The sequence below is a fragment of the Nocardioides litoris genome (genome assembly GCF_006346315.1).
Taxonomy (GTDB): domain Bacteria; phylum Actinomycetota; class Actinomycetes; order Propionibacteriales; family Nocardioidaceae; genus Nocardioides; species Nocardioides litoris.
Genome location: NZ_VDMR01000002.1, coordinates 264,587 through 289,502, shown reverse-complemented (window position 1 = coordinate 289,502; position 24,916 = coordinate 264,587). Strand labels below are relative to the sequence as shown.

Sequence of the window (24,916 nt, the reverse complement as noted above, 5' to 3'; positions counted from 1 at the left end):
GTCAGACCTCGAACTCCCCGAGGCGGTCCCACTCCTCCGGCTGGTCCTGCCAGTTGCGGATCTGCGGGGTCTCCACGACGTACTGCGGGAGCTCGGCCTGGGCCTTCTTGAAGTGCTCGGAGGTCACGTGGGCCTCGGCGGTGCCGTCCTCGAACGCCTCGATGAGGACGTATTCGGTCGGGTCGTCGAGGCTGCGCGACCAGTCGAAGAACCTGTTGCCGGGCTCGGCGCGGGTGGCCTCGGTGAACTCCCGCGAGAGCTCGGGCCAGGCGTCGGCGTGCTCGGGTTTGATCTTCCACTTCACCACGATGAGGATCATGCGCCCGACCCTGCCAGCGGCCCCGGGGAGCGACCACCCCCCGTCGACGTCAGCCGACCACGTCAGCCGACCCGCTCGAGCTCCTCGCCCGGCCGGTCGGGCCGCCACCCGGGCGGTCCGAGGAGGTGGCCGAGCCGGTGCCGCCAGCAGGTCGCGGAGCGGACGTCGCGCCAGATCGCCGCGTAGTCGCCGTACTGGAGCGCGAAGATGTTGTAGGTCTCGACCGGCTTGGTCAGGCCGTACGTCGGCCGCTGCCGCTCCTCGACGAACGTGCCGAACACCCGGTCCCAGACGATGAGCATCCCGCCGAAGTTCGCATCGAGGTACTCCGGGTCGGAGCCGTGGTGGACGCGGTGGTGCGACGGCGTGTTGAGGACGAGCTCGATCGGCCGGGGCAGCTTGCCGACCAGCTCGGTGTGCACGAAGAACTGGAAGACCAGGTTGACGCCGAAGGCGACGTAGATGGTCCACGGCGCGAAGCCCAGGAAGGGCAGCGGCAGCCAGAAGAAGAACTCGAACCACGGGTTCCACTTCTGGCGCAGCGCGGTGGCGAAGTTCATGTGCTCGCTGGAGTGGTGGGCCTGGTGCGCGGCCCAGCCGATGTTGACGCGGTGCACGAAGCGGTGCGAGCAGTAGAACGACAGGTCGATGACGACCACGAGCAGCACCCAGTACCACCACGTGCCGGTCGGGAGCGTCCAGGGCGCGAGGTGGGCGAAGACGACGGTGTAGACGACGAACGACCCCACCTTGAGCGCCAGGCTGAAGACCAGCGAGATCGCGCCCATGGCCAGGGAGGCCTGGGTGTCGCGGCGCTCGTAGCCGGTGAGCGGGCGACCGTCCTCCTCGTCGTGGTCGAGCCACCGCAGCGCGGCCAGCTCGAGCAGGATCGTGAGCGCGAAGAACGGCAGGGCGTAGGTGACCGGGTTCCCGAGCGGGTCGAGCAGGTCGTGCACGGCGGCCTCCCTTGATATGACTTCGGAGTAACTTACCCACGGATCAGTTCGCAGCGCAAGAGATCGCGCCGATCCGCCCTAGGGTGTGCGCGTGCAGGTGGAGGGCAGGGTGCGGACCGGGACCAAGGGCGTCCCGCGCCTGGACCGCGAGGCCCAGATCGTCGCGGTCGCCTGCCGCCGCTTCGGCGAGCAGGGGTACGCCGGCACCTCGGTCGCCGACGTCGCGCTGGCCGCCGGCATCTCCAAGCCGCTGATCTACCAGTACTTCGGCTCCAAGGACGGCCTGTACGTCGTCGCCCTGCGCGAGGCGGCCGCCGTGCTCGTCGCCGAGATCGAGCGCACGGCCGCGCTGGGCGCGGTCGGGATCGAGCGGGCGGTGCTGACCCTCGACGGGATGTTCCGGGTGCTCGAGCCCCAGCCCTGGTTGTGGCGGCTGGTCTTCGACCCCAGCGCGCCGCGCACCGGCGAGGTCGCCGAGGTGCTGGCCGAGCACGAGGAGCGGCTCGTGGTCCTCGGCACCGACGGCGTCCGCGACCTGCTCGAGCTGGTCGGCAACGACGACCCCGACGACCTCTCCGCCCTGCGCGCGGTCTGGGAGAACGCCTTCCGCACCCTGGTCGGCTGGTGGCTCGACCACCCCGGCACCACGCCCGAGGAGATGACCGCCCGCTGCGAGCGGCTGCTGGCCACGCTGTTCGGGGGCTCTTGAGAGGATCGGGGCCATGACCGTCGTGATGGGCATCGAGACCTCCTGCGACGAGACCGGCGTCGGCTTCGTCAAGGACGGCGTGCTGCTCGGCGACGCGCTGGCCTCGAGCATCGACGAGCACGTGCGCTTCGGCGGCGTCGTGCCCGAGATCGCCGCCCGCGCCCACGTGCAGGCGATGGTGCCGACGATGCAGGCCGCCCTCGACGACGCCGGCCTGGCCTGGCACGAGGTCGGCGCGGTCGCCGTGACCGCCGGTCCCGGGCTCGCCACCGCACTGCACGTCGGGGTCGCCGCGGCCAAGGCGACCGCCCTCGCCCTCGGCGTCCCGCTGTACGGCGTCCACCACCTCGCCGGGCACGCGGCGGCCGACACGCTGGTGCACGGCCCGCTGCCCGACCGGAGCATCGTGCTGATCGTCAGCGGCGGCCACACCAGCCTCCTCGCGGTCGACGACCTGGTGCGCACCCCGATCGTGCACCTCTCCGACACCCTCGACGACGCGGCCGGGGAGGCCTTCGACAAGGTCGCCCGGCTGCTCGGCCTGCCCTACCCCGGCGGCCCGTCCATCGACCGGGTCGCGCGCGAGGGCGACCCGGCCGCGATCCGGTTCACCCGGCCCCTGATGGGGCAGCGCGACCCGGCCTTGGGGTTCTCGTTCTCCGGGTTGAAGAGCGCGGTGGCCCGCTACGTCGCTGGCCCGCAGGACCCGGGCGTCTCGGTGGCCGACGTCGCGGCGTCGTTCCAGGAGTGCGTGGCCGACACCGTCGTGACCAAGGCGATCCGGGCCTGCCGCCAGGAGGGCGTCGACACCCTCGTCATCGTCGGCGGCGTGGCGGCCAACTCCCGCGTCCGGTCGCTGGCCGAGGAGCGGTGCGCCGAGGCCGGCATCGAGCTGCGCGTGCCGCCGCTGCGCCTGTGCACCGACAACGGCGCGATGATCGCCGCGATCGGCGACCTGCTGGTCCGCGACGGCGCCCGGCCCTCGGTGCCCGACCTCGGGGCGCGGTCGTCGGTGCCGCTGGAGCTGAGCCAGCTCGGGGCGGGCTAGGCGGGTCGCCGCGGCCTGAGGGCAGCCTTCCCTTTCTGGAACCACTCCAGAAAACCTGGCACAGTCGTCCTCATGACCGAGACGATCGACCGCCACCAGACCACCCACAGCGCGCACCCGGCGTTCCGGGCGTCCGAGCAGCTGGCCGCCCACCTGCAGCAGGTGCTCGTCGACCTCACCGACCTGCACATCCAGGGCAAGCAGGCCCACTGGAACGTCGTCGGCAAGAACTTCCGCGACCTGCACCTGCAGCTCGACGAGGTCGTCGACGACGCCCGCACCTTCAGCGACACGATCGCCGAGCGCATGCGCGCCCTCTACATCACCCCCGACGCCCGCGCCGCCACGGTCGCGCACGGCTCGAGCCTGCCCGCCTTCCCGGCCGGCGAGGTCGACACCGCCCAGACCGTCGACCTGGTCGTCGGCGCCCTGTACGGCGTCGCCGCGACCGCCCGCCGCGTGCACGACGAGGTCGACGCCGAGGACCCCACCTCTGCCGACATCCTGCACTCGATCCTCGAGCGCATCGAGCAGCTGGCCTGGATGGTCGACGCCGAGAACCGCACCGCCAACCGCAGCGTGCCCGCCAACGTCCCGGTCTGACCCTGCTCGACCTCGGGGTGGGGCCTGGGCCCCTGCCCCGGGGGCGCGCCGCCAGGTGAGCCCGGACACTCAGGGGAGACCCAGGGCACATCCTCATGCCACCGGGGGCACGGCTCTGGGACGATCCATCCCATGGGAGCACTCGGACGGGTGAAGCGGCGGGTCGGGCAGGCACTGCTCGAGCGGTCGATGCGCGACGGCATCGACCTGCGCAGGCTGCGGTTCCTGCCCGACGCAGTGACGATGCCCTTCCAGCGCGACGGCCTCGACCCGCTGCCGGAGATGGCCGAGGTCCGCGCCGCCGAGCCGGTGACCAAGCTGGCCACGCTGTTCGGCCGCGGCGTCTGGCTGGTCAGCGGGTACGCCGAGGCGCGGGCCGCCCTGGCCGACAGCACGTCCTGGTCCAACGACATCGGTCAGCTCGTCTCCCAGCAGGGGCGCAGCGCCGAGGAGCAGATCGGCGGTCTCGGCATGACCGACCCGCCGCTGCACACCGCACTGCGCCGCTACCTCACGCCGGAGTTCACGATGCGTCGGCTCGCCCGGCTCGAGCCGGTCATCGAGCGGATCGTGGCCGCGCGCCTCGACGCCATGGAGGCGGCGGGGCCCGAGGTCGACCTGGTGCGCGAGTTCGCGTTCCCGGTTCCGTTCGAGGTGATCTGCGAGCTGCTCGGCCTGCCGGTGGCCGACCGCGAGCGCTTCCTCGAGCTCGGCGTCGCGCGGTTCGACCTCAGCCAGGGCGGGGTCGGGGTGTTCGGCGCGGCCGCGCACACCCGCGAGTTCCTCATCACCGCGGTGGCCGAGCAGCGCGAGGCGCCCGGCGACGGGCTGATCGGCGCCCTGCTCGTCGAGCACGGCGACGAGCTCGACGACGTGACCCTGGGCGGCATCGCCGACGGGGTCTTCCTCGGCGGCTACGAGACCTCGGCCTCGATGCTGGCCCTGGGCGCCTACCTCCTCGCCGAGGATCCCGACGCCATGGACCTGCTCCGCCGCGACCCCGAGAGCGTCGACCGCGTGGTCGAGGAGCTGCTGCGCCACCTCACCGTCGTGCAGCTGGCCTTCCTCCGCTTCGCCACGGTCGACGTCGAGCTCGGCGGGCAGCAGATCAAGGCCGGCGACGCCGTCGGCATCTCGCTGCTCGGCGCCAACCGCGACCCGGCCCTGGCCGGCGACCTGCCCGACGCCTTCGACCCGCACCGCGCGCCCACCCGCCACCTCGCCTTCGGCCACGGCATGCACCGGTGCGTGGGCGCCGAGCTGGCCCGGATGGAGCTGCGCATCGCGCTGCGCGCCCTGGCCCACCGCTTCCCCGACCTGGCCGTCACCGCCGACCGCGACGACCTCGAGTTCCGCAAGCTCTCCGCGGTGTACGGCGTGGAGGCGCTGCCGGTGCACCTGCACGGCGCGGCCGCGGGCACGGCCCCGCGGTCGTCTCCCTCACGCTGTTAAGCATTTGCCTATATCCCGTAGGTCGCCCTAGCGTCGGTGGCATGGACAGGGCCACCCCGCGCGAGATCCGCGCGTCGTTCGTCAACGCCACCCGGGGGGAGGCCCAGCGCCTCAACCTCCCCGACGACCTCGCCGACCTGCCCTGGGGTCCCGACCTCGACTTCCTGGGCTGGGCCGACCCGCGGGCCCCGCAGCAGGCGGCGCTCGTCGTCCTCCGCGAGGGCCGGCTGGTCGGCGTACGGCTGCGGCGCAACAACGGTGGTGGCGGCGGGCGCACCCGGATGTGCTCGCTGTGCTGCACCGTCCACCCCGGCAGCAACGTGGCCCTCATGGTGGCCGCGCGCGCCGGGAAGGCCGGTCGCGACGGCAACACCGTCGGGCTCGACGTCTGCGCCGACCTGCGCTGCCCGGGCTACGTCCGCGGCTGGCTCCCGCTCCCCGCGATCAGCCTGGTCGCCGAGACCACGACGGTCGAGGCCAAGGTGGAGCGGATGAACGGCAACCTCGACGCCTTCCTGCGGCGGGTGCAGCGGTGAGCCGGGCCGGCGTGACGCCGGCGCGGATCGTGGGGACCGCCGCCGACCTCGCCGACGCCGACGGCCTGGCCGCGGTCACCCTGAGCGCGGTGGCCCGGGTGCTCGGCGTACGCCCTCCCAGCCTCTACGCCCACGTCGCCGGCGCCGACGAGCTGCACGCCGCCCTCACCGCGCTCGCTCTCGACGAGCTGGCCGACCGCGCCGACCGGGCGCTGGCCGGGCTCGCCGGGCGCGACGCCCTGGCCGCGCTGGCCCAGGTGCACCGGGACTACGCCCGCGAGCACCCCGGCCGCTGGGCCGCCGCCGGCGCCCTCGACCGGCCCGTCACCGACGACCTCGCCCGGGCCGGCGCCCGCCACCACGACCAGGCCCTCGCCGTCCTGCGGGCGTACGCCGTCGCGCCGGCCGAGCAGGTGCACGCGGTGCGGCTGGTGGCCAGCGTGCTGCGGGGCTTCGTGCAGCTGGAGGCGGGGGGCGCGTTCGGCCACTCCGACCCGCCGCCCGACGGCTCGTGGGAGCGCGCCCTCGACGCCCTCGACGCCGCCCTGCGCACCTGGCCGCCGGTCGAGCGGTCTCGAGACAGGCGCTAGCGCGCCTTCCTCGACCACCGGGTGCCCCGGTCCCCGACGGTGGTCGAGGAGGGACGGAGTCCCGTCTCGAGACCACTGCTGGCGCGCCTTCCTCGACCACCGTGTGCTCCGGTCCCCGACGGTGGTCGAGGAGGGACGGAGTCCCGTCTCGCCACTGCTAGCGGGCGGGCAGCACCTCGCCGCGCACCTCGCCGAGCGTGATCGTGCCGCCCGAGGTCGAGGGTGCGGTGTAGCGGAGCACGACCTCGTCGCCGTCCTCGAGCCAGGTGCGCTCGCGACCGTCGGCGCCGGTCCACGGGTCGCGGCCGCCCCAGGTCAGCTCGAGCAGGCAGCCGCGCTCGTCGTCCCCGGGGCCGCTGATCGTGCCCGACGCGAAGAGGTCACCGACGCGCAGCGAGGCACCGTTGGAGGTCAGGTGGGCGAGCATCTGGGCAGGCCCCCAGTACGTCGAGGCGTGGGGCGCCGTGGCCACGACCTGCCCGGCCACCTCGACCTCGACGGTGAGGTCGAGCCCCCGGGCCCCGTCGGGCGCGAGGTGGTCGGCGGGGCGGGGGTCCTGGCTGGGCAGGTCGCACCAGGCGGCGTCGAGGGCGGCGAGCGGGGTGACCCACGCGCTGACCGACGTGGCGAACGACTTGCCGAGGAACGGGCCGAGCGGCACCGTCTCGAAGGCCTGCAGGTCGCGGGCCGACCAGTCGTTGAGGCCGACGACCCCGAAGACGTGGTCGGCGAAGGACTCGGCCGCGACCGGGGTGCCCTGCGGCGAGGGGACGCCGACGACGTACCCGAGCTCGGCCTCGAGGTCGAGGCGCTGCGACGGGCCGACGTCGCCGGGGCCGCGCACACCGGAGGGCCGCACGACCGGGGTGCCCGAGACGACCACCGTGCCCGCGCGGCCGTGGTAGCCGATCGGCAGGTGCTTCCAGGCCCGCGGGAGGGCCGGGGCGTCGGGGCGGAAGACCTCGCCGACCCGGGTCGCGTGGTGCTCGGAGGCGTAGAAGTCGACGTAGTCGGCCACCTCGACCGGGAGGTGCAGCACGACGTCGGCCAGCGGCAAGGTCGGTGCTCCTGACTCGGCCAGCGCCACCACCTGCTCGCGCAGCTCGCGCCAGACCTGCGGCCCGAGCGCCAGCAGCGGGTTGAGCGACGACGCGGCCATCTCCGGCCGGTCGGTGAGCTCGGCCAGGTCGAGCACGCCGTCGGCCAGCCGCACCCCGACCCGGCGGAGCCCGCCCGCGACCGAGAACACGCCGTACGGCAGGTGCTCGATGCCGAACCCGGTCGTGCCGCTCACGACCGGGTCTCCAGCTGGGTCACCGCGGCGGCGGCGTCGTCGGCCAGCCAGGCCCGGCACCAGCGGCGCCCGGCCGCGAGGTCGTCGGCGTCGCCCCACAGCCGGGCCGTCGTCGTCAGTCCGTCGACGGCCGCGTCGGTCGAGCCGCCGACGAGCGAGACGGGCAGCTCGCGGTCGAGCGCGGCGTCGACCCGCTCCTCGACCGCGGTGCCGTCGAGCGGCAGGGCGACGACGGCCTCGACCTCGGCCAGCAGGTCGAGGGCCCGGAGCCAGGCGGGGGTGACGGGACCGGCCAGCCGCACGTGCAGCTCGGTCTCCCCGGGCAGGTCGGTCGTGACCGTCAGCAGCCGCTGGGTGGCGCCGGCGGGGTCGTCCAGGTCGCGCACGGTCACGTCGAGCCGCCCGAGGGCGAGGCCGTGCTCTGCGCACCAGGCCACCGGCCCGGCGACCTGCCCGGCGCCGCCGGTGACCACGACCCGCACCGGCCCGGCGTGGGCCACCGTCGGCAGGTCGGTGTCGGGCACCGCCAGCATCCCGGCCAGCGGCGACTCCGGCAGCGGCGCGAATCCGTCGACGAACCCCTCGAAGCTCACGGGTCTAACCTGCCAGGCATGTACTACCGACGGCTCGGCGAGGTGCCGCCGAAGCGGCACACCCAGCACCGCGACCCCGAGGGCCGCCTCTACCGCGAGGAGCTGATGGGGGAGGAGGGGTTCTCGTCGGACTCCTCGCTGCTCTACCACCGCGGCGTGCCCTCGGCCGTCGTCGCCTCGGAGGTCTGGGAGCTGCCCGACCAGGTGCGGGTGCCCAACCACCCGCTCAAGCCGCGGCACCTCAGGCTGCACGAGCTGCAGACCGGCACCGACCCCGTGCTGGACCGCCGGGTGGTGCTCGGCAACGCCGACGTGCGCATCGCCTACGTCGTCACCGGCGGCGCCGAGGCCGGGCCCAGCCCGCTCTACCGCAACGCCGTCGGCGACGAGTGCGTGTACGTCGAGGCCGGCTCCGGCGTCGTGGAGACGGTCTTCGGCGTGGTGCCCTACCGGGCTGGCGACTACGTCGTCGTCCCGCGGGCGACCACGCACCGCTGGGTGCCGGCGGAGCCGTCGCGGCTCTACGCCATCGAGGCCAACAGCCACGTGGCGCCGCCCAAGCGCTACCTCTCGCGCTACGGCCAGCTGCTCGAGCACGCGCCGTACTGCGAGCGCGACCTGCACGGTCCCGACGAGGTGCACCTCGTCGATGACGCGACGTACGGCCAGGAGACGGAGGTGCTGGTCAAGCACCGGGTGAGCGGGCTGCCGGGCGGCATCGGCGGCACCCGGCTGACGTACGCGACGCACCCGTTCGACGTGGTCGGGTGGGACGGGTGCCTCTACCCCTACACGTTCAACGTCGAGGACTACATGCCGATCACCGGCAAGGTGCACCAGCCGCCGCCGGTGCACCAGGTCTTGGAGGGCGGCAGCTTCGTCATCTGCAACTTCCTGCCCCGCAAGGTCGACTACCACCCGCTGGCGGTGCCGGTGCCCTACTACCACTCCAACGTGGACTCCGACGAGGTCATGTTCTACGTCGGCGGGGACTACGAGGCCCGCAAGGGCTCGGGCATCGGGCTCGGCTCGATCTCCCTGCACCCCGGCGGCCACGCCCACGGCCCCCAGCCGTCGGCCATCGAGGCCTCGCTCGGCGCCGAGCACTTCGAGGAGTCGGCCGTCATGGTCGACACCTTCGCCCCGCTGGAGGTCGGCGAGGGCGGCCTGGCCTGCGAGGACCCGGCGTACGCCTGGACCTGGGCCCGCGACCAGGGTTGAGCGCCCTGGCCGCGGGTCTGGGCCGGGCCTACTTCGAGGTGCGCTTGAACTGCCGCACCGACAACGGCACGAAGACCGCGACGAACAGCGCCGACCAGATCAGCGTGTAGACGGCCGGGTGCTCCATCGAGAACGCCTCGGACGGCGGCGGTTGACCGCCGGTGTTGCCGAACAGCTCGCGCGAGGCCTGGGTGAGGGACGAGACGGGGTTCCACTCCACGATCGTCTTGAGCACGCCGTCGAAGGCCTCCAGCGGCACGAAGGCGTTGGAGAGGAAGGTGAGCGGGAAGATCACCACGAACGAGGCGTTGTTGACCACGTCGACGCTCGGCACGATCAGCCCGACCCACGCCATGATCCAGCTGATCGAGTAGGCGAAGACCAGCAGCAGCGCGAAGCCGAGCAGCGCGTCGAGCGCGCCCTCGCGGATGCGCCAGCCGACGAGCAGGCCGGTCAGGGCCATGATGACGAGCGAGCAGACGTTGTAGACGACGTCGGAGGTGGTGCGGCCGACCAGCACCGCCGAGCGCGACATGGGCAGCGACCGGAAGCGGTCGATGATGCCCTTCTGCATGTCCTCGGCGAGGCCGGCGCCGGTGAACGTCGCGCCGAAGACCACGGTCTGGGCGAAGATGCCCGCGACCAGGAACTCCTTGTAGTCCACGCCCGCGGGCACCTGGATGGCGCCGGCGAAGACGTAGGCGAAGAGCAGCACGAACATGATCGGGCTGATCAGCACGAAGACGAGCACCTCGGGCACCCGCTTGATCTTGATGACGTTGCGCTGGGCCACGACCCAGCCGTCGGTCAGCGCCTTGGTCGCGCTCATGCCGGCACCTCCTGCTGCTTCTCGTGTGCCTCGGGGGACTGGTCGTCGGCCTCGGCGACGCGGCCGGTGAGGGCCAGGAACACGTCGTCGAGGGTCGGTCGGCGCAGGCCGACCTCGAGCACGGTCACCGGCTGGTCGCGCAGGTCGGCGAGCAGCCGGGCCAGCGCGGCCTGGCCGTCGTCGACGGTCGCGGTCAGGGTGCGCTCGTCGCGCTGGACCTCGCCCATCGCGACGCCGGCCAAGAGCCGGGTGGCGGTGTCGACCTCGTGGGCCTCGGCGACCACGAGCTCGAGCCGCTCGCCGCCGGTCTGGGCCTTGAGCTGGTCGGCCGTGCCCTGGGCGATGGCCCGGCCGTGGTCGATGACCACGATGTCGTCGGCCAGCTTGTCGGCCTCCTCGAGGTACTGCGTGGTGAGCAGCAGCGTGGCGCCGGAGGTGACGAGGTCGCGGATGACGTCCCACATCTGCTGCCGGGCCCGCACGTCGAGGCCGGTGGTCGGCTCGTCGAGCACCAGCACCGGGGGTGCCGAGACCAGCGCTCCGGCCAGGTCGAGGCGGCGCCGCATGCCGCCGGAGTAGGTCTTCGACGGCCGGTCGCCGGCGTCGGAGAGGGCGAACCGCTCGAGCAGCTCGCGGGCCCGCTCCCGCGCCTGCTTCTTGCCCATGCCGTAGAGCCGCCCGACCATCGTGAGGTTCTCGAACCCGGTCAGGTGCTCGTCGACCGCGGCGTACTGGCCGGACAGGCCGATGCGGCGGCGGACCTCGGTGGGGTCGGCCAGCACGTCGACGCCCGCCACCACGGCGCTGCCCTCGTCGGGCCGCAGCAGGGTGGTCAGGCAGCGCACGGCGGTGGTCTTGCCGGCGCCGTTGGGGCCCAGCAGGGCCAGCACGGTGCCCTCGGGCACCTCCAGGTCGAGGCCGGCGAGCGCCGTGACCTCCTTGTACCTCTTCACCAGGCCCTGGGCCTGGATCATCGCGGTCATGCGGCTCCTTCGTGCGGGGGTCGAGCGGGGGTCGCGCGGCTGACGCGCGACGCCTGCGATGGTGGCAGCGACACCGTAGGGACCGCCACCGACATCCGGACTCATCGCTCCGCGCGCCGGGTGCGAGGATCCGGGGGTGGCGGGGGGACGGGTCGTGGTCGTGGGCGGCGCCAACGTCGACGTCGTCGCCCGGCCCGGACGGGCACCGGAGCCCGCGACCAGCAACCCCGGCCGGGTCACCGTCACCGCGGGCGGCGTCGGCCGCAACGTCGCCGAGGTGCTGGCCCGCCTCGGTACGCCGACCAGCCTGGTCAGCGCGGTCGCGGGCGACGCCCACGGCGACCTGGTCGTCGAGGCCAGCGCCGACGCGGGCGTCGACCTGACCCACGTGCGCCAGGTCGAGGGCCGCACGGGTGCCTACGTCGCCCTGCTCGACGACCACGGCGAGCTCGTCGGCGGCGTCTCCGACATGGACGACTGCGACCTGCAGCCGGGCGACCTGCCCGCGACGACCCTGGCCCGGGCCGCGCTCGTCGTGCTCGACGGCAACCTGCCGCCCGCGACCGTCGCCCGGGCGCTCGAGCTGGCCACGGGCCCGGTCGCCCTCGACCCGGTGAGCGTGCCCAAGGCCCAGCGGCTGCGGGACGTGGTCGCCGCGGCCGACCGACGCCTCTTCCTCGTCTCGGCCGGCGCGGCCGAGCTGGCCGCCCTCGGCCCCGTCGTGGCCGACCTGCTCTGGGAGCGCCGCGGCCCGGCCGGCTCGGTGCTCACCGGGCCCGACGGCGCCGTCGAGCTGTCCTCGCGGCCGGTGCCCGGTGGTGCCGTGGTCGACGTGACCGGCGCCGGCGACGCCATGCTGGGCGCCTTCGTGCACGCCTGGCTGGGCGGCGACGAGCCGACCCGGGCCGCGGCGTACGCGCACGCGGCGGCCGCCCTCACCGTGGCCAGCGAGCACACGGTGCGACCCGACCTGACCGACGACCTCGTCCGGAGCCTCCTGTGACCCTGCCCCACGCCGTCGCGGCCTCCGCGGCCCACCCCGTGCGCCTGTCGGAGGAGGTCGCCGACGCCCTGGCCGAGGGCCGCCCGGTGGTCGCGCTGGAGAGCACGATCATCAGCCACGGCATGCCCTACCCCGACAACGTCGCCATGGCGACCGAGGTCGAGGGCATCGTGCGCGAGCACGGCGCGACGCCCGCGACGATCGCGGTGCTCGGCGGCGTCCCGCGGGCCGGGCTCGACGAGGCCGACCTCGACCTGCTGGCCTCCGACCCGGGCGTCAGCAAGGCCAGCGTCCGCGACCTGCCGCTGCTGCTGGCCCGCGACGCCCACGGCGCGACCACCGTCGCGGCGACCATGCGGCTGGCCGCGCTGGCCGGCATCGACGTCTTCGTCACCGGCGGCCTCGGGGGCGTGCACCGCGGCGCCGAGCGCACCCTCGACGTCAGCGCCGACCTGACCGAGCTGGCCGTCACCCCGGTCACCGTGGTCTGCGCCGGGGTCAAGAGCATCCTCGACATCGGCCTGACCCTGGAGGTGCTCGAGACCAACGGGGTGCCGGTGCTGGTGCACGGCAGCGACGAGTTCCCGGCCTTCTACTCCCGCAGCAGCGGGTACGCCGCCCCGCGCCGCACCGACACCGTCGAGGAGCTCGCGGCCACCATGGCCGCGGCCCGGTCGCTCGGCCTGGCCAGCGGCATCGTCGTCGCCAACCCCGTGCCCGAGGCCGACGAGGTCCCGGCGGCCGAGATCGACGGCGTGATCCGCCAGGCCCTGGCCGACCTCGACGCCCGCGGCACCACCGGCCAGGACGTCACGCCCTACCTCCTCGGCCGCATCGTCGAGCTCACCGGGGGCCGCAGCCTGGCCACCAACATCGCCCTGGTCCGGCACAACGCCCGCCTCGGCGCCGCCCTGGCCGTGGCCCACGCGGCCCGGCGCGCCTGAGGCCGGGAACAAACCGCGCCGCCGGGGGCGCTGCCCCCGCATGAGCGACGCACGAGCGCGGTGGCGGATGACCTCCGCCCGCACCGAGGACCTCCCGCCCGGCGCGACGTACGACGCCCACGGCCCGCGCTGGCTCCTCGTCGTCGCGGGGACCGGCCACCTCGCCGGCGGCGGCGTCGAGCGGCGGCTGCGCGCGGGCGACGCCGTGCTCGTCGCGCCCGGCCAGGCGGCCGTCCTGACCACCTGCACCACGACCCGGCTCGCCACCAGCGACCTGGCCCCGGAACACCTGGCCCACCCGCTGCCGGCCGTGCTCGTCGCCGAGGGGTTCGCCGCCCACCACGACGGGGTCGCCGCCCTGGTGACGCTGTGCCCGGTGGTGACCGGGTGCCGGTCGTCGCTGCTGACCGACGGCTACGCCGACCTGGTCGGCGCCGCGATGACCACCACCTGGCTGGAGGAGTCGGGCCGCACGGTCCCGGACGAGCCCCGCACCGACCCGGTGGTCGCCGCCGTCGTCGCCGCGGTGGGCGAGCGGCCCGGGGAGGCCTGGACCGTGGAGCGGATGGCGGACCTGGTGCACCTGTCCCGCTCGGCCCTGGCCGAGCGGTTCCGGCGCGAGCTGCGGCGCACGCCGGCCGAGGTGCTGCGCGAGGCCCGGATGCGCGAGGCGCGGGTGCTGCTGCGCGGCGGGGCGCGCGCCGACCGGGTGGCGCACCTCGTGGGCTACGGCTCCGCGGCGGCGTTCAGCCGCGCCTTCGCCGCCCACCACGGCGTCCCGCCGCAGGCCTGGCGGGACGCCGGGCGCGCCTCAGGCCCGCGACGCCCGCAGGCCCGCGAAGGCGAGGCCGCCGGTCACGGCCAGCGCGGACCCGAGGCCCAGCGCCGCCACGACGCCGTGCGCGTCGACCAGCAGGCCTCCTGAGACCGCGCCCAGGGTGATGGCGACCTGGAACGCCGTCACCTGCAGGGCCACGGCCGACTCGGCGTGGTCGGGCTCGACCCGGGTCACCCACAGCTGGGTGGCCACCGGCACCGCGTTGAAGGCCAGTCCCCACAGGGTGACCCCGACCGCGAGCACCGCCACCGAGGTCGCCTGCGACGTCAGCACCAGGGCCGCGGCCAGCAGCAGCGGCGCCACCGTGACGACGACGCGCAGGTGGGTGGCCCACCGTCCGGCGAGGAGGTTGCCGGCCAGGCCGCCGAGGCCCCACAGGACGAGCAGGAGCGTGGCCGCGTCGGGCGCGACGTCGTCGATCGCGAGCCGGATGAAGGGGTAGGCGGCGAAGTTGCCGAACGCGACCAGGCCGACCGCACCGATGCCGGCCATGAGGTGCCGGTTGGCCAGGGCCCGGCGCAGCATGGCCAGGCCCGCGCCCGGACGGGCGGGCACCGGCGGCATCGTGCGGGCCACGGCGAGCGCGGACAGCACGGCGAGGCCGGCGGCGATGCCGAACACCGGGCGCCACCCGACCGCGTCACCGAGCAGCGAGCCGAGCGGGACGCCGACGATGGTGGCCACGGTGACACCGAGGGCCAGCGAGGTGGCGACGACGTGGTCGCGTCCGGGCAGCGCGGTCGTCCCGGCGCCGAACGCGAAGGCCCAGTAGCCGGCCAGCGCCAGGCCCAGGAGCACCCGGCCGACCAGCAGCAGCCCGAAGCTGGGGGACAGCGCCACCGCGAGGTTGGCCACCGCGGCCGCGAGCAGCAGCGCGACGAGCACGGTGCGCCGGTCGGCGCGCGGCAGCAGGATCGCGATGGTCGGGGCGGTGAGGGCGCCGGCGATCGCCGTGGCCGCGACCGCGAGGCCGGCCGTGCCCTCGCTGACGCCCACGTCGGCGGCCAGCGCGGGCAGCACGCCCGCGGGCAGGAACTCGCTCGAGACGAGCAGGGCGATCCCGGCCACCAGGGCGGCGAGGCCCGCGGGGGAGCCGGGCGGGGTGGTCGGCCGGATGGTCGGCTGGGCGGGCGGCTCGCTGGTCGAGCCGGTCGGCAGGTCGGAGGTCGTGGTCACGGTCCCAGCCTCGGTCGGCGCGCGGCCGCACGGTTGACCGTCCGTCGCGGGTGCTTGACCCAGACGCTCGACCCGGACGCGCGACGCGACGCTCGACCCGGCGCCCCACCCCCGCTGTCCCCGGCTGCCCCTACGGTGGGGCTCGTGCACTTCGTCGGGATCGACCTCGCCTGGGGGGAGAAGAAGCCCACGGGCATCGCGGTCCTCGACGGCGACGCCCGGCTGCTCCACCTCGACACGGTGCAGACCGACGACGAGGTGGTCGCCGGCATCGCGCCGTACGTCGAGGGCCCCTGCGTCGTCGGCATCGACGCGCCCCTGGTCGTGGTCAACCCCACCGGCTCGCGCCCGGCCGAGCAGCAGCTGGGGGCCGACTTCCGCCGCCACGACGCGGGCTGCCACCCCAGCAACACCGGCAAGCCGGAGTTCGCCGGCGGCAGGACGCGCGGCGCCCGGGTGGCCAAGCTGCTCAAGCTCGACCTCGACCCACGCTCGGGCCGCCGCCGGCGCGCCATCGAGGTCTACCCGCACGCCGCGACGATCGTGCTCTTCGGCCTCGACAAGGTCCTGAAGTACAAGGCCAAGCCCGGTCGCGACCTCGAGCTGCTGCGCTCGGAGCTGCTGCGGCTGATGGCCTTCGTCGAGACGGTGGTGACGGTCAGCGACCAGTGGACCGTGCTGCGCACGGCCGTCGAGGGCGCCACCCGCAAGTCCGAGCTGCGCCGCGTCGAGGACCAGGTCGACGCGGTCGTGTGCGCGGTCGTCGCCCGGTTCGCCCACCAGCACCCCGACCGGGTCACCGTCTACGGCGACGCCGAGACCGGCGCCATCGTCACGCCGAGCAAGGAGCAGCCGGCGGACGCGCCCGCGGCCGAGGCCGCCTCGCGCAGCCACGACGACGTCGTCCGCGACGCGGTGCGCTCCTACGCCGAGCGCCACCCCGAGCTGACCCGCGCCGGGCAGGAGGCGGTGGCGCTCGTGCAGGGCCTGCTCGACGAGGCCGGCATCAACTACCTCTCCGTCACCGGCCGCACCAAGGCCGTCGCCTCCTTCGCCGAGAAGGCCACCCGCCCGGCCCCGGGCGGCGGCCCGCTCTACCCCGAGCCGCTGACCGACATCACCGACCAGGTCGGGGTCCGGGTCGTCACCTACGTCAGCGGCGACGTGGCCGCGGTGGCCGACGTGCTCGGCGACCACGCCACCGTGCTCGACGACCGCGACCTGGGCCGCGAGACGGCCAGCGAGGGCCGCTTCGGCTACGCCAGCCGCCACCTGCTGCTCGCCGTCGGCCCCCCGGTGGGCACCGAGGCCGCGCCCCGGGTCGTGCAGGTGCAGGTGCGCACGGTGCTCCAGCACGCGTGGGCGGAGTTCGAGCACGACATCCGCTACAAGGGCTCAGTGCCGGAGGCGCACGCCCGCGAGTTCGACCGCCGCTTCACCCTGGCGGCGGGGCTGCTCGAGCTCGCCGACCGCGAGTTCGGACAGATCCGCGACCGGCTCCGCGGCGCCGCCGCGGCCGTCTCGCCGCTGCCCGGCGACGACCCGCGCCTCGAGCCCCGCGAGCTGGCCGCCTTCCTGGCCGGCCAGTACTCCGACGCCGAGTGGTCGCGCACCGACCACTACGGCTGGATCGCGGGCCTGCTCCTCGAGCTCGGCGTCACCTCGCTGGCCGAGCTGGGCGACGTGCTGCGCGAGGCCGACGAGTCGTCGATCGCCGAACGCATGGGCTACCGCCACCCGCCCGGCGCCGTGCGCCGCCTCGACGACGCGCTGCTGTGGGTCTTCGCCGAGCGCTACGTCGCCCTGCACGCCAACGCCCACCGGCGCCCGCTGCTGCAGCAGCGGCTGGAGCGGATGCGCGGCTGAGGAGCCGGCCACGCGGTGGTCTCGGCTCAGGCCGGGATGCCGGTGTCCTCGGGCGTCGCCGGGCCACCCGGCGGCACGTCGTAGGCGCACTCGCGGAGCGTGAAGTCCTTGTAGCGGGCGAACTCGGGGTCGGAGGCGTTGGCGTCCTGGTAGTCCTCGGCGGGCAGCGCGGCGTAGTAGCGCACGGCCTCGAGCAGGTAGCGCGTGGCGTCGGAGGGCTCGTCCTCGGCGAGGTCCTCGGCGACGGCGACGGCGTCGGCGAACGTCTCGACGGTCGCGTCGAGGTCGCCGAGGTTGAAGGCGTCGATCCCCCGGCGCACGAGGTTGCAGGTCTCCGAGCCCGCCAGGTCGGTGCCGGGCGGCGGGGACGGGACGCCGGTGCCCGACGGCGGCGCCGACGGTGACGAGGGTGCCGATGGTGCTGCCGACGACGGGCCCCCGGCCGTGGCCCGCTCGCCCTCGTCGTCGGCGCCCGCGCACCCGGTCAGCGCTAGCACCACGACGGCCATGGCCCAGGTCCACCTCACGCCCGCGAGCGTACGCCCGCAGGGTGGGCGCCCGGCCGGGCCGGGCGTCGTACGGTCGCGAGGTGACTCCCTCCGAGCTGCTGGCCGACGCCTTCGGTCGCACCCACGACAACGTGCTCGCGGTCCTCGACGGCCTCACCGACGACGAGCTGCGGCACCGCCCCGGCCCCGAGGCCAACCCCATCGGCTGGCTGGTCTGGCACCTGCTGCGGGTGCAGGACGACCACGTCGCCGGCGTGGGCGGGCACGACCAGGTGTACGTCGACTTCGTCGACCGCTTCGACCTGCCCTACGACGCCACGGCGATCGGCTACGGGCAGGACAGCGACGAGGTGCAGGCCTTTGCGGCGCCGGCGGCGTTGCTGGCCGAGTACGCCGACGCCGTGCACGAGCGCACCCTGCGCTACCTCGACACCCTGGCCGCCGACGACCTCGACCGCGTCGTCGACGAGCACTGGGACCCGCCCGTCACCCTCGGCGTCCGCCTCGTGAGCGTGGCCGACGACGACGCCCAGCACGTGGGCCAGGCGGCGTACGTGCGGGGGCTGCTCGGCCGCTAGGAGCCTGCGGGACGAGCCGCGCGGCGCCAGGCGCCGCGAAAGCCGCGCGCTGGCTTCGTCGCCGGGTCCTCGCCAGGCGCCCAGCCTGGCAGCGGACCGGACGCCTCGCCAGCACACGACTGTCGCGACGCTGGCATCCACGCCTCGTCGTCCACCAGTCTCCTAGGCCAGGACGCGCGCCACCTCGGTGACCAGCGCGTCGACCTCGCCGGCGTCGGCGTCGCGCTCGGGGACGGTGACGGTGAGCAGGAAGCCGCCGGCGGCGAGCACGCCGGTGTGCACGCCGCCGCCGGTGATCCGCACGGCCTTGTCGCCGGCTCGGAGGTCCTCCTGCTGCAGGTCGACCGGTCCGGCGAGGCCGCGGCTGAGGTCGACCATGTAGGCGAACGCCTCCAGCCCCGTGCGGCCGCCGATGTCGGCAGGGCGCATGGCGGCGAGGGTGGCGGTGGAGTCGTCGCCCGCGGCGTTCTCGTAGCCGTAGGTGCACTGCGGGGTGGCGGTCTCGCCCGGCTCGGCCGACTCCACGGCGACGCCGAGCGCCCGGCCCGCGGCGTCGGCCGGCAGGTCGGCGCACAGCTGCTTCCCGGTGAGCTCGAGCGGGGAGCCGTCGGCGTTGCGGGCGCGCCTCGGCTCGCCGGCGGCGCTTCGGTCCTCCTTCCCCCGGGCCTTCCCCGAGCGCTGGCCGCCCGCGGCCGCGGCCGCCGAGGGAGCGGCGCTCGAGGCACCGGGGGAGGCCGGGTCGGCGGGGTCGAGCGAGGACCCGCAGGCCGAGGCGGTGAGCGGAAGCAGGAGGGCACCCGCGAGCGCGGCAAAGTGTCTTGACCCGAGTGACATGGTCGACAATGTACGCCTCGCCGGCGAGCCGTCCTAGGAGGGCTTGGCCGCCGAGGTCACCCGGTAGCGGACGAACGACGGCACCAGCACTGCCGCCACGACCACCCCGACCACGACGAGCACCCCGCCGCCCGCCGCGGCCGCCGCCGTGCCGACCACCGCCGCCGCCGCCCCGTGGGCCACGTCGGCCACCCGCGGCCCGCCGGCGACGACCACGATGAAGATGCCCTGCAGCCGTCCGCGCACCTCGTCGGTCGCGGCCGCCTGGAGCATCGAGCTGCGGAACGCCGCCGAGGCCATGTCGGCGGCGCCGCCCACGGCGAGGAAGAGCACGGCGGCCACGAGCAGGGGACCGCGCGCTCCGGCGTACGCCGTGGCCAGGCCGACGCTCACCCCGAAGCCGACCATGGCCAGGCCCCAGAGCACGATGCACAGGACCACGGCGCGGCCCTGGGCCGAGACCCGCGAGACCCAGCCGGAGAAGATCCCGCCCAGCACCGAGCCCGCCGGGATCGCCGCGAAGAGCAGCGCGAAGGCGAGGCCGCCCTCGGGGTGCCCGCCGAACGACTCGTCGGCCACCTGCGGGAACAGCGCCCGCGGCATGCCGAAGACCATCGCGATGATGTCGACGACGAACGACATCAGCAGCACGGGCTGGCCGCGCAGGTAGCTGAAGCCCTCGATCACCGACCGCAGCCCGGGGGCCCCGGTGGCCGCGCCCTCGACGGCCAACGACGGCAGCCGCCACACCGCGGAGAGCGTGGCCAGCAGGGTGAAGGTGTCGATGAGGTAGAGCCACTCCAGCCCGGCGACCGGGATGAGGGCGCCGGCGACCAGCGGCCCCGCGATGCCGCCGGCGGTGAAGACGGTCATGTTGAGCGAGTTGGCCGCCGGCAGCAGCTCCGGCGGCAGCAGGCGTGGCAGCACGGCCGAGCGGGTGGGCTGGTTGACCGCGAAGAACGCCTGCTGCACCGAGAACAGCGACAGCAGCAGCCACACGTTGGTCGAGCCCAGCGCGGCCTGCACCCAGAACAGCCCGCTCGTGACGATCAGGCCGATCGTGGTGCAGATGAGGATGGTGCGCCGGTCGAACACGTCGGCCAGCGCGCCGCCCCACAGCCCGAACACGACGAGCGGCACCAGGCCGAAGACGCCGGTCAGCCCGACGTACGCCGAGGAGCCGGTGTCGGCGTAGATCTGCGCGGGGACGGCGACGACGGTCAGCTGGGCGCCGACGACCGTGACGATGTTGGCGACCCACAGCCGCCGGAAGTGGTCGTCGGCCAGCGGCCGGGTGTCGGCGACCAGCCCGCGCAGGCGGCTCACGACCGGTCGGCGGAGGGTTCGTCGGGCTCGTCGGGCTCGACCACCACCGCGCCGGCGGCGTGCCGCTCGGCCAGCTCGCGGTAGTAGGCCGCGTTGGTCTCGACCCACAGCTCCGAGGAGGTGCCGCCGACCGGCTTGGTGGGCCTGCACGGGATGCCGGCCGCGACCATGCCGCCGGGCAGCACGGTGCCCGGGGTGACGACCGAGCCGGCGGCGACGAGCGTGCCGGGGCCGACGACGGAGCCGTCGAGGAGCGTGCTGCCGTTGCCGACGAGCGCCTTCTCCTCCACCGCGCGGCCGTGGACGACGCAGCCGTGGCCCACGGTGGCGTTGGGGCCGACCTCGAGGACCTCACCGGGGGCGGCGTGCAGGACCGAGCCGTCCTGGATGTTGGAGCCCTCGCGCACCACGATCGTGCAGATGTCGGCGCGGAGCACCGCGCCGTACCAGACGCTGGCGCCGGCCTCGACCGTCACGTCGCCGATGAGGACGGCGGTGGGGGCGACGAAGGCGTCGGGGTGGACGCGCGGGCGCTTGCCCTCGAACTCGACCAGGGTCACCCGGCCACGCTAGACCTCCGCGCCCGGCACCCGGCGCCGGGGGCGGGCGACCTGTGCGGCAGTCGGGACGGTCGAGACGCTCAAGAATAGTGAATCACTAGTCTTCATGGTTAGACTCCCTGACGGCCACCCCGGCCACTCGACCTCGGAGGGTGCACTCCATGGAGAAGTTCCTGATCTTCGTCCTCGTCGGACTGGCCGCCCAGGCCGTCGACGGGTCGTTGGGCATGGCGTACGGCGTCACGTCCAACTCGTTGCTCGTCGCGACCGGCGTCTCGGTCGCCGTGGCCTCGGCCTCGGTCCACTTCGCCGAGGTCGGGACGACGCTCGTCTCCGGCTTCTCGCACTGGCGCTTCGGCAACGTCGACTGGCGCGTCGTCGGCCTGCTCGCCGTGCCCGGCGGCGTCGGTGCCTTCCTGGGCGCGACGGTGCTGTCCACCATCTCCACCGAGGCCGCGGTGCCGTGGGTGGCCGGCCTGCTCATCGTGCTCGGCGTCTACATCATCGCCCGGTTCGTCTTCCGCCAGCCCAAGGTGCCGGGCGCGGGCTCGCGGCCCGGCCCGTGGCTGCTCGGCCCGCTCGGCCTGGTCGGCGGGTTCATCGACTCCACCGGCGGGGGCGGCTGGGGCCCGGTGACCACGCCCACCCTCATCTCCTCCGGCACCCTCGACCCGCGCAAGGTCATCGGCTCGGTCTCGACCTCGGAGTTCGTCGTCGCCGTCTCGGCCAGCATCGGCTTCCTCGTCGGCCTCTCCGACGAGGCCATCGACTGGCGCATCGTCGGCGGCCTCCTCGCCGGCGGCGTGGTCGCCGCCCCCTTCGCCGCCTACCTGGTCCGGCACCTCTCGCTGCCCGTCCTGGGCGCGATGGTCGGCAGCCTCATCCTCGTCACCAACTACCGCACCCTGATCCGCTCGCAGGACGTCGAGTCGCTGCCGGCGTACATCCCGGTCGTGCTGGTCGCCGTGGCCGTGCTGGTCATCGCGCTGCGCCGCACCGGGGGCAAGGTCATCGCGGGCGGGGCCGAGGCCGCCGAGGACGTGGTCGACGACGTGGACCCTGCCCCCGTCCGCTAGCCTGCCGCCCCTCCACCCGGAGGGGCTTGCGCGCCGCGGGAGGGTGGAGCCGTGAGGCACCCGCGACCCGACCAGCGCACCACGCCCGGCCCCGGCCAGGAGTCCTGCTGGGACTACCCCCGTCCGCCGGCCCTGGAGACCTCGAGCGAGACCGTGAGGATCGTGCTCGGCGGCGAGGTCGTCGCCGAGACCACCCGGTCCTGGCGGGTGCTGGAGACGAGCCACCCGCCGACGTACTACCTGCCGCGCGAGGCGTTCGTCCCGGGCGCGCTGCGTGAGGCGCCCGGGACGTCGCACTGCGAGTGGAAGGGGCAGGCCACCTACTTCGACCTGCTCGGCGGGGGCCAGGTCGCGCCGCGCGCGGCCTGGACCTACCTCGACCCCACTTCCCGCTTCGCCGACCTGGCCGGCGCCGTCTCGGTCATGCCGGGCCAGGTCGACCGCTGCCTGGTCGACGACGAGGTCGTCCAGCCCCAGGCCGGCGGCTTCTACGGCGGCTGGATCACCTCCCGGGTGGTCGGGCCCTTCAAGGGCGAGCCCGGCACCTGGGGCTGGTGACCGCGCCGGTCAGGCGGCGGCGCGCAGGGCGTGCCGCGAGACTTGCAGGACGGTCGTCGCGAGGCCGGCGCAGCACGCGCACACCGCGGCGCCCCGGTCGACCCCGCTGCCCGGGACATGCCGGCCGAGCCGGTCGGCCGCGTCGAGCAGGCACCGCCCGCAGCGCGTGAGCTCCCGGCCGGTCGAGCTCGGGCGTGCCGAGTCCGTCGGCCAGTTGGTGCAGACGCTCCGCGCCGTACCGGGCGAGCAGCAGCAGCGCCTCGCCCGGGAGCCCGCGAGCTCCTCGCCCGCACGTCCGGTGAGCACCAGGCGGGCCAGGTCGTCGACCTGGCGGAAGGCGCGGGCCACGTCGCAGAGCAGCTGCCGCTCCGCGACCGCCGTCCGGGGACGGCTCGACCCGATGATCCCCCGCTGCGCCCGGTCCTGGGCCGCGGTCAGCATCGACTCGCGGCCCGCGCCGTCGCGCAGCACGAGCCGGGCTGCGTCGCGGTCGGCGTCGAGCGCGGCCCGCACGGCGACCCCGACGGCGGTCCCGACGGCGTCGAGGAGGGCGGCGGACGGGGCGGGGTGCTGGTGGGGGAGCTCGCTCGTGGTCACGGGTCCCGTCCAGGCCCGTGCGACCGTCGTGCCGCCGCTCCCTGACGCGACCCTGACGGTCGAGGTGGCGTTCCTGACGGGATCCGGGCGCCAGGGTGGGGAACACCCGGTCGACCGGGTGTTCCGCCAGCTGGACGGGCAGTTCTCGCGCTGGACGGGCAATGCATTGCCCGCCCAGCGCAAGGAGACCGTGCCCAGCAGTCGCCCCGCCGGCGCCCCCGCGCCCCGCGCCCCGAGCCCGCTCAGCGCGGCACGCGGACCAGCAACCGCCCGTGGATGCACTCCATGTGCAGCTCGCGCCCGGGGCCGATGGAGTCGCCGTCGAGCTGGCGGGGGGTGTCGGCGCCGGCGCGGATCGACACGGTGCGGCCGGTCATCCGGTTGACCAGGTCGTCGGTGTGCCGCCGCTTGGCCAGCACCCGCACGGCGAGCGGGATCCAGGACAGGAAGCGGCGCGGGTAGAGGAGCACGACGTCGAGCTGGCCGTCGTCGATCGCGGCGTCGGGCAGCAGCGGCATCCCGGCCTGGAGGTGGCCGACGTTGCCGACGACGACGGTGCGGGCGCGGTGCTTGGTCCACTCGCCGCCGTCGACGGAGATCTCGATGCGGGTCGGGGGGAACATCAGCGACTTCAGGGCCGAGAGGACGTAGGCCAGCCAGCCGATGCGCTTCTTGATGTCCTCGTTGACGCCCTCCATGATCGCGGCGTCGAAGCCCATGCCGGCCATGACCATGAAGTGGCTCTCGAACTCGCGGGGCGGCACCCCCTCGGCGGCGGCCTCGGCGACCGGCTCGGCGTGCTCGTCACCGCCCGCCGGTCCGCGGTCGCCGCGGACCGAGACCATGTCGATGGCGCGGTCCTGGCCGGTCAGCGCGATGTCGATCGCGGCGCGGATGTAGAGCGGGATGTCGAGGTTGCGGGCCAGCAGGTTGCCGGTGCCGGCGGGCACGATGCCGACCGGGATGCCGGTGCCGGCGAGCTCGGCGCACACCTCCCGCACGGTGCCGTCGCCCCCGCACACGATGACCAGGTCGGCCCCCTCGACCGAGGCCGCCTCGGCCTGGCCGGTGCCGGAGTCCTCGGGCGTGGTCAGGTGCCAGGTCGGCTCGCGCCACCCGGCCTCGAGCGCCATGGTCGTCACGGTCTGGCGGAAGACCGCGACGTCCTCGACCTTGATCGGGTTGAGCACCACGGCGAGGCGGCGGTCCGAGGGCAGGGTCTCGGGCAGCGGCTCGATCTTGGCCGCGTGGCTGCGGGGGAGCGGGCTGTGGAGGCCGAGGACCACCAGGCCGAGCCCGGCGCCGAGCAGCACCCCGCCCACCGCGTCGGAGGCGAAGTGCCGGCCCAGCAGCACCCGGTCGGCACACACCAGCAGCGTCAGCAGCACCGCCAGCACCCCGACCAGGCGGCGTACGACGGCGCGGCGGACCAGCATGACCACGAGCACGACGAGCACGGTGGCGAAGGCGGCGGTGCCGGAGGCGTGGCCGGAGGGGAAGGCGTTGTTGGACAGCAGCGCCTCGGGGTTCTGCCAGTCGGGGCGCTCGCGGCCCACGACCGTCTTCAGCGCCGTGGTCGCGACCGACGTGGCGGCCATGACCAGGGCGGCGTAGATCGCGGCGCGGCGGTGCCCCTTGGCCCACATGGCCACGACGAGCACGACGGTGGCGACGGTCAGGCCGATCGTGCCGAAGAGTGCCTCGACGACCCGCAGCGGTCCCACGAGCCCGGCGTCCTCGGCCCACTCCCGGGCCTCGCGGCCGCGGACGTCGACGTCGGAGAGCCAGCCCCAGTCCTGCTGGACGCCGAGGGTCAGCAGGCCCAGGACCAGCAGGCAGCCGACACCCCAGGCGAGGGGCGTGGTCCGGGGTCGGTCGAGCACCGCACAAGTATGGCGACCACCCGCCCCGGTCCCGG

27 protein-coding genes are annotated in these 24,916 nt (G+C 74.7%); 14 read left to right on the top strand and 13 right to left on the bottom strand.

The window, feature by feature from the left end:
- Window position 1: 1 nt before the first annotated feature.
- Both FJQ57_RS09515 and FJQ57_RS09510 read right to left on the bottom strand, forming a co-directional pair.
- Window positions 2-319: a putative quinol monooxygenase gene (locus FJQ57_RS09515; protein ID WP_139979614.1), complete on the bottom strand. Its 318-nt coding sequence runs from the start codon at window positions 317-319 to the stop codon at window positions 2-4.
- A 62-nt stretch (window positions 320-381) separates the two neighbouring features.
- Entirely contained in the window at window positions 382-1,275 is an 894-nt protein-coding gene (locus FJQ57_RS09510) for a sterol desaturase family protein (RefSeq protein WP_139979613.1), read from the bottom strand.
- Between the two features lie 109 nt (window positions 1,276-1,384).
- On the opposite strand from FJQ57_RS09510, the gene FJQ57_RS09505 reads away from it, so the two are divergent.
- The 6 genes from FJQ57_RS09505 to FJQ57_RS09480 all read left to right on the top strand — a co-directional run bounded on the left by FJQ57_RS09505 (window position 1,385) and on the right by FJQ57_RS09480 (window position 6,213).
- Window positions 1,385-1,984: a TetR/AcrR family transcriptional regulator gene (locus FJQ57_RS09505; protein WP_139979611.1), complete on the top strand. Its 600-nt coding sequence runs from the start codon at window positions 1,385-1,387 to the stop codon at window positions 1,982-1,984.
- 13 nt (window positions 1,985-1,997) lie between these two features.
- Window positions 1,998-3,032, top strand: a complete 1,035-nt coding sequence (tsaD, locus tag FJQ57_RS09500) for a tRNA (adenosine(37)-N6)-threonylcarbamoyltransferase complex transferase subunit TsaD (protein ID WP_139979609.1) — start codon at window positions 1,998-2,000, stop codon at window positions 3,030-3,032.
- A gap of 72 nt (window positions 3,033-3,104) precedes the next feature.
- Window positions 3,105-3,635: a Dps family protein gene (locus FJQ57_RS09495; RefSeq protein ID WP_139979607.1), complete on the top strand. Its 531-nt coding sequence runs from the start codon at window positions 3,105-3,107 to the stop codon at window positions 3,633-3,635.
- Between the two features lie 132 nt (window positions 3,636-3,767).
- Window positions 3,768-5,087 (top strand): cytochrome P450, encoded by a 1,320-nt coding sequence (locus FJQ57_RS09490; protein WP_139979605.1) that lies wholly within the window; start codon window positions 3,768-3,770, stop codon window positions 5,085-5,087.
- Window positions 5,088-5,128: 41 nt separating this feature from the next.
- Entirely contained in the window at window positions 5,129-5,623 is a 495-nt protein-coding gene (locus FJQ57_RS09485) for an FBP domain-containing protein (protein ID WP_139979603.1), read from the top strand.
- Window positions 5,620-6,213: a TetR/AcrR family transcriptional regulator gene (locus FJQ57_RS09480; protein ID WP_139979601.1), complete on the top strand. Its 594-nt coding sequence runs from the start codon at window positions 5,620-5,622 to the stop codon at window positions 6,211-6,213. Before FJQ57_RS09485 ends, FJQ57_RS09480 begins: the two co-directional genes overlap by 4 nt.
- A gap of 157 nt (window positions 6,214-6,370) precedes the next feature.
- Here the strand turns inward: FJQ57_RS09480 and FJQ57_RS09475 are convergent, their stop codons facing one another.
- Window positions 6,371-7,507 (bottom strand): fumarylacetoacetate hydrolase family protein, encoded by a 1,137-nt coding sequence (locus FJQ57_RS09475; protein ID WP_139979599.1) that lies wholly within the window; start codon window positions 7,505-7,507, stop codon window positions 6,371-6,373.
- Entirely contained in the window at window positions 7,504-8,100 is a 597-nt protein-coding gene (locus FJQ57_RS09470; RefSeq protein WP_139979597.1) for a hypothetical protein, read from the bottom strand. The genes FJQ57_RS09475 and FJQ57_RS09470 overlap by 4 nt, the downstream gene beginning before the upstream one ends.
- An 18-nt stretch (window positions 8,101-8,118) precedes the next feature.
- Between FJQ57_RS09470 and FJQ57_RS09465 the strand changes: the two genes are divergently transcribed.
- Window positions 8,119-9,321, top strand: coding sequence for a homogentisate 1,2-dioxygenase (locus FJQ57_RS09465; protein ID WP_139979595.1), 1,203 nt, complete (start codon window positions 8,119-8,121; stop codon window positions 9,319-9,321).
- Between the two features lie 28 nt (window positions 9,322-9,349).
- Here FJQ57_RS09465 and FJQ57_RS09460 read toward each other — a convergent pair whose 3' ends face one another.
- Both FJQ57_RS09460 and FJQ57_RS09455 read right to left on the bottom strand, forming a co-directional pair.
- On the bottom strand, window positions 9,350-10,150 hold the full coding sequence (locus FJQ57_RS09460) for an ABC transporter permease (RefSeq protein ID WP_139979593.1): 801 nt from the start codon (window positions 10,148-10,150) through the stop codon (window positions 9,350-9,352).
- Window positions 10,147-11,133: an ATP-binding cassette domain-containing protein gene (locus FJQ57_RS09455; protein WP_139979591.1), complete on the bottom strand. Its 987-nt coding sequence runs from the start codon at window positions 11,131-11,133 to the stop codon at window positions 10,147-10,149. Before FJQ57_RS09455 ends, FJQ57_RS09460 begins: the two co-directional genes overlap by 4 nt.
- 136 nt (window positions 11,134-11,269) lie before the next feature.
- On the opposite strand from FJQ57_RS09455, the gene FJQ57_RS09450 reads away from it, so the two are divergent.
- The 3 genes from FJQ57_RS09450 to FJQ57_RS09440 are packed head-to-tail and all read left to right on the top strand — an operon-like array spanning window position 11,270 to window position 14,005.
- Window positions 11,270-12,136 carry a PfkB family carbohydrate kinase gene (locus tag FJQ57_RS09450; RefSeq protein WP_139979589.1) on the top strand — a complete coding sequence of 289 codons (867 nt, stop codon included), beginning with the start codon at window positions 11,270-11,272 and terminating at the stop codon, window positions 12,134-12,136.
- Window positions 12,133-13,080: a pseudouridine-5'-phosphate glycosidase gene (locus FJQ57_RS09445; protein WP_139979587.1), complete on the top strand. Its 948-nt coding sequence runs from the start codon at window positions 12,133-12,135 to the stop codon at window positions 13,078-13,080. Before FJQ57_RS09450 ends, FJQ57_RS09445 begins: the two co-directional genes overlap by 4 nt.
- 40 nt (window positions 13,081-13,120) lie before the next feature.
- Window positions 13,121-14,005, top strand: coding sequence for an AraC family transcriptional regulator (locus FJQ57_RS09440; protein WP_139979586.1), 885 nt, complete (start codon window positions 13,121-13,123; stop codon window positions 14,003-14,005).
- Here the strand turns inward: FJQ57_RS09440 and FJQ57_RS09435 are convergent.
- The gene (locus FJQ57_RS09435; RefSeq protein ID WP_211348837.1) at window positions 13,892-15,094 is read right to left on the bottom strand and encodes an MFS transporter; all 1,203 of its coding nucleotides are present in this window, start codon (window positions 15,092-15,094) and stop codon (window positions 13,892-13,894) included. The two genes, FJQ57_RS09440 and FJQ57_RS09435, sit on opposite strands and share 114 nt — an antisense overlap.
- Window positions 15,095-15,238: 144 nt before the next feature.
- Here FJQ57_RS09435 and FJQ57_RS09430 point away from each other — a divergent pair, with 144 nt between their 5' ends.
- Window positions 15,239-16,960: a DUF429 domain-containing protein gene (locus tag FJQ57_RS09430; protein WP_139979584.1), complete on the top strand. Its 1,722-nt coding sequence runs from the start codon at window positions 15,239-15,241 to the stop codon at window positions 16,958-16,960.
- A 26-nt stretch (window positions 16,961-16,986) separates the two neighbouring features.
- Here the strand turns inward: FJQ57_RS09430 and FJQ57_RS22415 are convergent, their stop codons facing one another.
- Complete coding sequence (locus FJQ57_RS22415; protein ID WP_170219334.1) at window positions 16,987-17,487, bottom strand: hypothetical protein; 501 nt, start codon at window positions 17,485-17,487, stop codon at window positions 16,987-16,989.
- 62 nt (window positions 17,488-17,549) lie between these two features.
- On the opposite strand from FJQ57_RS22415, the gene FJQ57_RS09420 reads away from it, so the two are divergent.
- Entirely contained in the window at window positions 17,550-18,047 is a 498-nt protein-coding gene (locus FJQ57_RS09420) for a mycothiol transferase (RefSeq protein ID WP_246081712.1), read from the top strand.
- Between the two features lie 162 nt (window positions 18,048-18,209).
- On the opposite strand, the gene FJQ57_RS09415 is transcribed toward FJQ57_RS09420, so the two are convergent.
- The 3 genes from FJQ57_RS09415 to FJQ57_RS09405 are packed head-to-tail and all read right to left on the bottom strand — an operon-like array spanning window position 18,210 to window position 20,767.
- Window positions 18,210-18,881, bottom strand: a complete 672-nt coding sequence (locus FJQ57_RS09415; RefSeq protein WP_139979579.1) for a hypothetical protein — start codon at window positions 18,879-18,881, stop codon at window positions 18,210-18,212.
- A gap of 33 nt (window positions 18,882-18,914) precedes the next feature.
- Window positions 18,915-20,207: an MFS transporter gene (locus FJQ57_RS09410; RefSeq protein WP_211348836.1), complete on the bottom strand. Its 1,293-nt coding sequence runs from the start codon at window positions 20,205-20,207 to the stop codon at window positions 18,915-18,917.
- Window positions 20,204-20,767: a gamma carbonic anhydrase family protein gene (locus tag FJQ57_RS09405; RefSeq protein ID WP_139979577.1), complete on the bottom strand. Its 564-nt coding sequence runs from the start codon at window positions 20,765-20,767 to the stop codon at window positions 20,204-20,206. The genes FJQ57_RS09410 and FJQ57_RS09405 overlap by 4 nt, the downstream gene beginning before the upstream one ends.
- Window positions 20,768-20,928: 161 nt before the next feature.
- Here FJQ57_RS09405 and FJQ57_RS09400 point away from each other — a divergent pair, with 161 nt between their 5' ends.
- Both FJQ57_RS09400 and FJQ57_RS09395 read left to right on the top strand, forming a co-directional pair.
- A complete protein-coding gene (locus tag FJQ57_RS09400) occupies window positions 20,929-21,843 on the top strand; it encodes a sulfite exporter TauE/SafE family protein (RefSeq protein ID WP_139979575.1) in 915 nt (304 codons plus the stop codon).
- 51 nt (window positions 21,844-21,894) lie between these two features.
- Window positions 21,895-22,401, top strand: coding sequence for a DUF427 domain-containing protein (locus FJQ57_RS09395; protein ID WP_139979573.1), 507 nt, complete (start codon window positions 21,895-21,897; stop codon window positions 22,399-22,401).
- Between the two features lie 9 nt (window positions 22,402-22,410).
- Here FJQ57_RS09395 and FJQ57_RS09390 read toward each other — a convergent pair whose 3' ends face one another.
- Together FJQ57_RS09390 and FJQ57_RS09385 are read right to left on the bottom strand one after the other, a co-directional pair.
- Window positions 22,411-22,998 carry a hypothetical protein gene (locus FJQ57_RS09390; protein ID WP_139979572.1) on the bottom strand — a complete coding sequence of 196 codons (588 nt, stop codon included), beginning with the start codon at window positions 22,996-22,998 and terminating at the stop codon, window positions 22,411-22,413.
- Window positions 22,999-23,240: 242 nt separating this feature from the next.
- Window positions 23,241-24,881, bottom strand: a complete 1,641-nt coding sequence (locus FJQ57_RS09385; RefSeq protein WP_139979570.1) for a diacylglycerol kinase family protein — start codon at window positions 24,879-24,881, stop codon at window positions 23,241-23,243.
- Window positions 24,882-24,916: the final 35 nt, after the last annotated feature.

Excerpts from the sequence above, each read along its gene's own strand:
- FJQ57_RS09515 (WP_139979614.1), bottom strand. The coding sequence starts at position 319 with ATGATCCTCATCGTGGTGAAGTGGAAGATCAAACCCGAGCACGCCGAC.
- tsaD (WP_139979609.1), top strand. The coding sequence starts at position 1,998 with ATGACCGTCGTGATGGGCATCGAGACCTCCTGCGACGAGACCGGCGTC.
- FJQ57_RS09495 (WP_139979607.1), top strand. The coding sequence starts at position 3,105 with ATGACCGAGACGATCGACCGCCACCAGACCACCCACAGCGCGCACCCG.
- FJQ57_RS09490 (WP_139979605.1), top strand. The coding sequence starts at position 3,768 with ATGGGAGCACTCGGACGGGTGAAGCGGCGGGTCGGGCAGGCACTGCTC.
- FJQ57_RS09485 (WP_139979603.1), top strand. The coding sequence starts at position 5,129 with ATGGACAGGGCCACCCCGCGCGAGATCCGCGCGTCGTTCGTCAACGCC.
- FJQ57_RS09465 (WP_139979595.1), top strand. The coding sequence starts at position 8,119 with ATGTACTACCGACGGCTCGGCGAGGTGCCGCCGAAGCGGCACACCCAG.
- FJQ57_RS09460 (WP_139979593.1), bottom strand. The coding sequence starts at position 10,150 with ATGAGCGCGACCAAGGCGCTGACCGACGGCTGGGTCGTGGCCCAGCGC.
- FJQ57_RS09455 (WP_139979591.1), bottom strand. The coding sequence starts at position 11,133 with ATGACCGCGATGATCCAGGCCCAGGGCCTGGTGAAGAGGTACAAGGAG.
- FJQ57_RS09440 (WP_139979586.1), top strand. The coding sequence starts at position 13,121 with ATGAGCGACGCACGAGCGCGGTGGCGGATGACCTCCGCCCGCACCGAG.
- FJQ57_RS09415 (WP_139979579.1), bottom strand. The coding sequence starts at position 18,881 with ATGTCACTCGGGTCAAGACACTTTGCCGCGCTCGCGGGTGCCCTCCTG.
- FJQ57_RS09400 (WP_139979575.1), top strand. The coding sequence starts at position 20,929 with ATGGAGAAGTTCCTGATCTTCGTCCTCGTCGGACTGGCCGCCCAGGCC.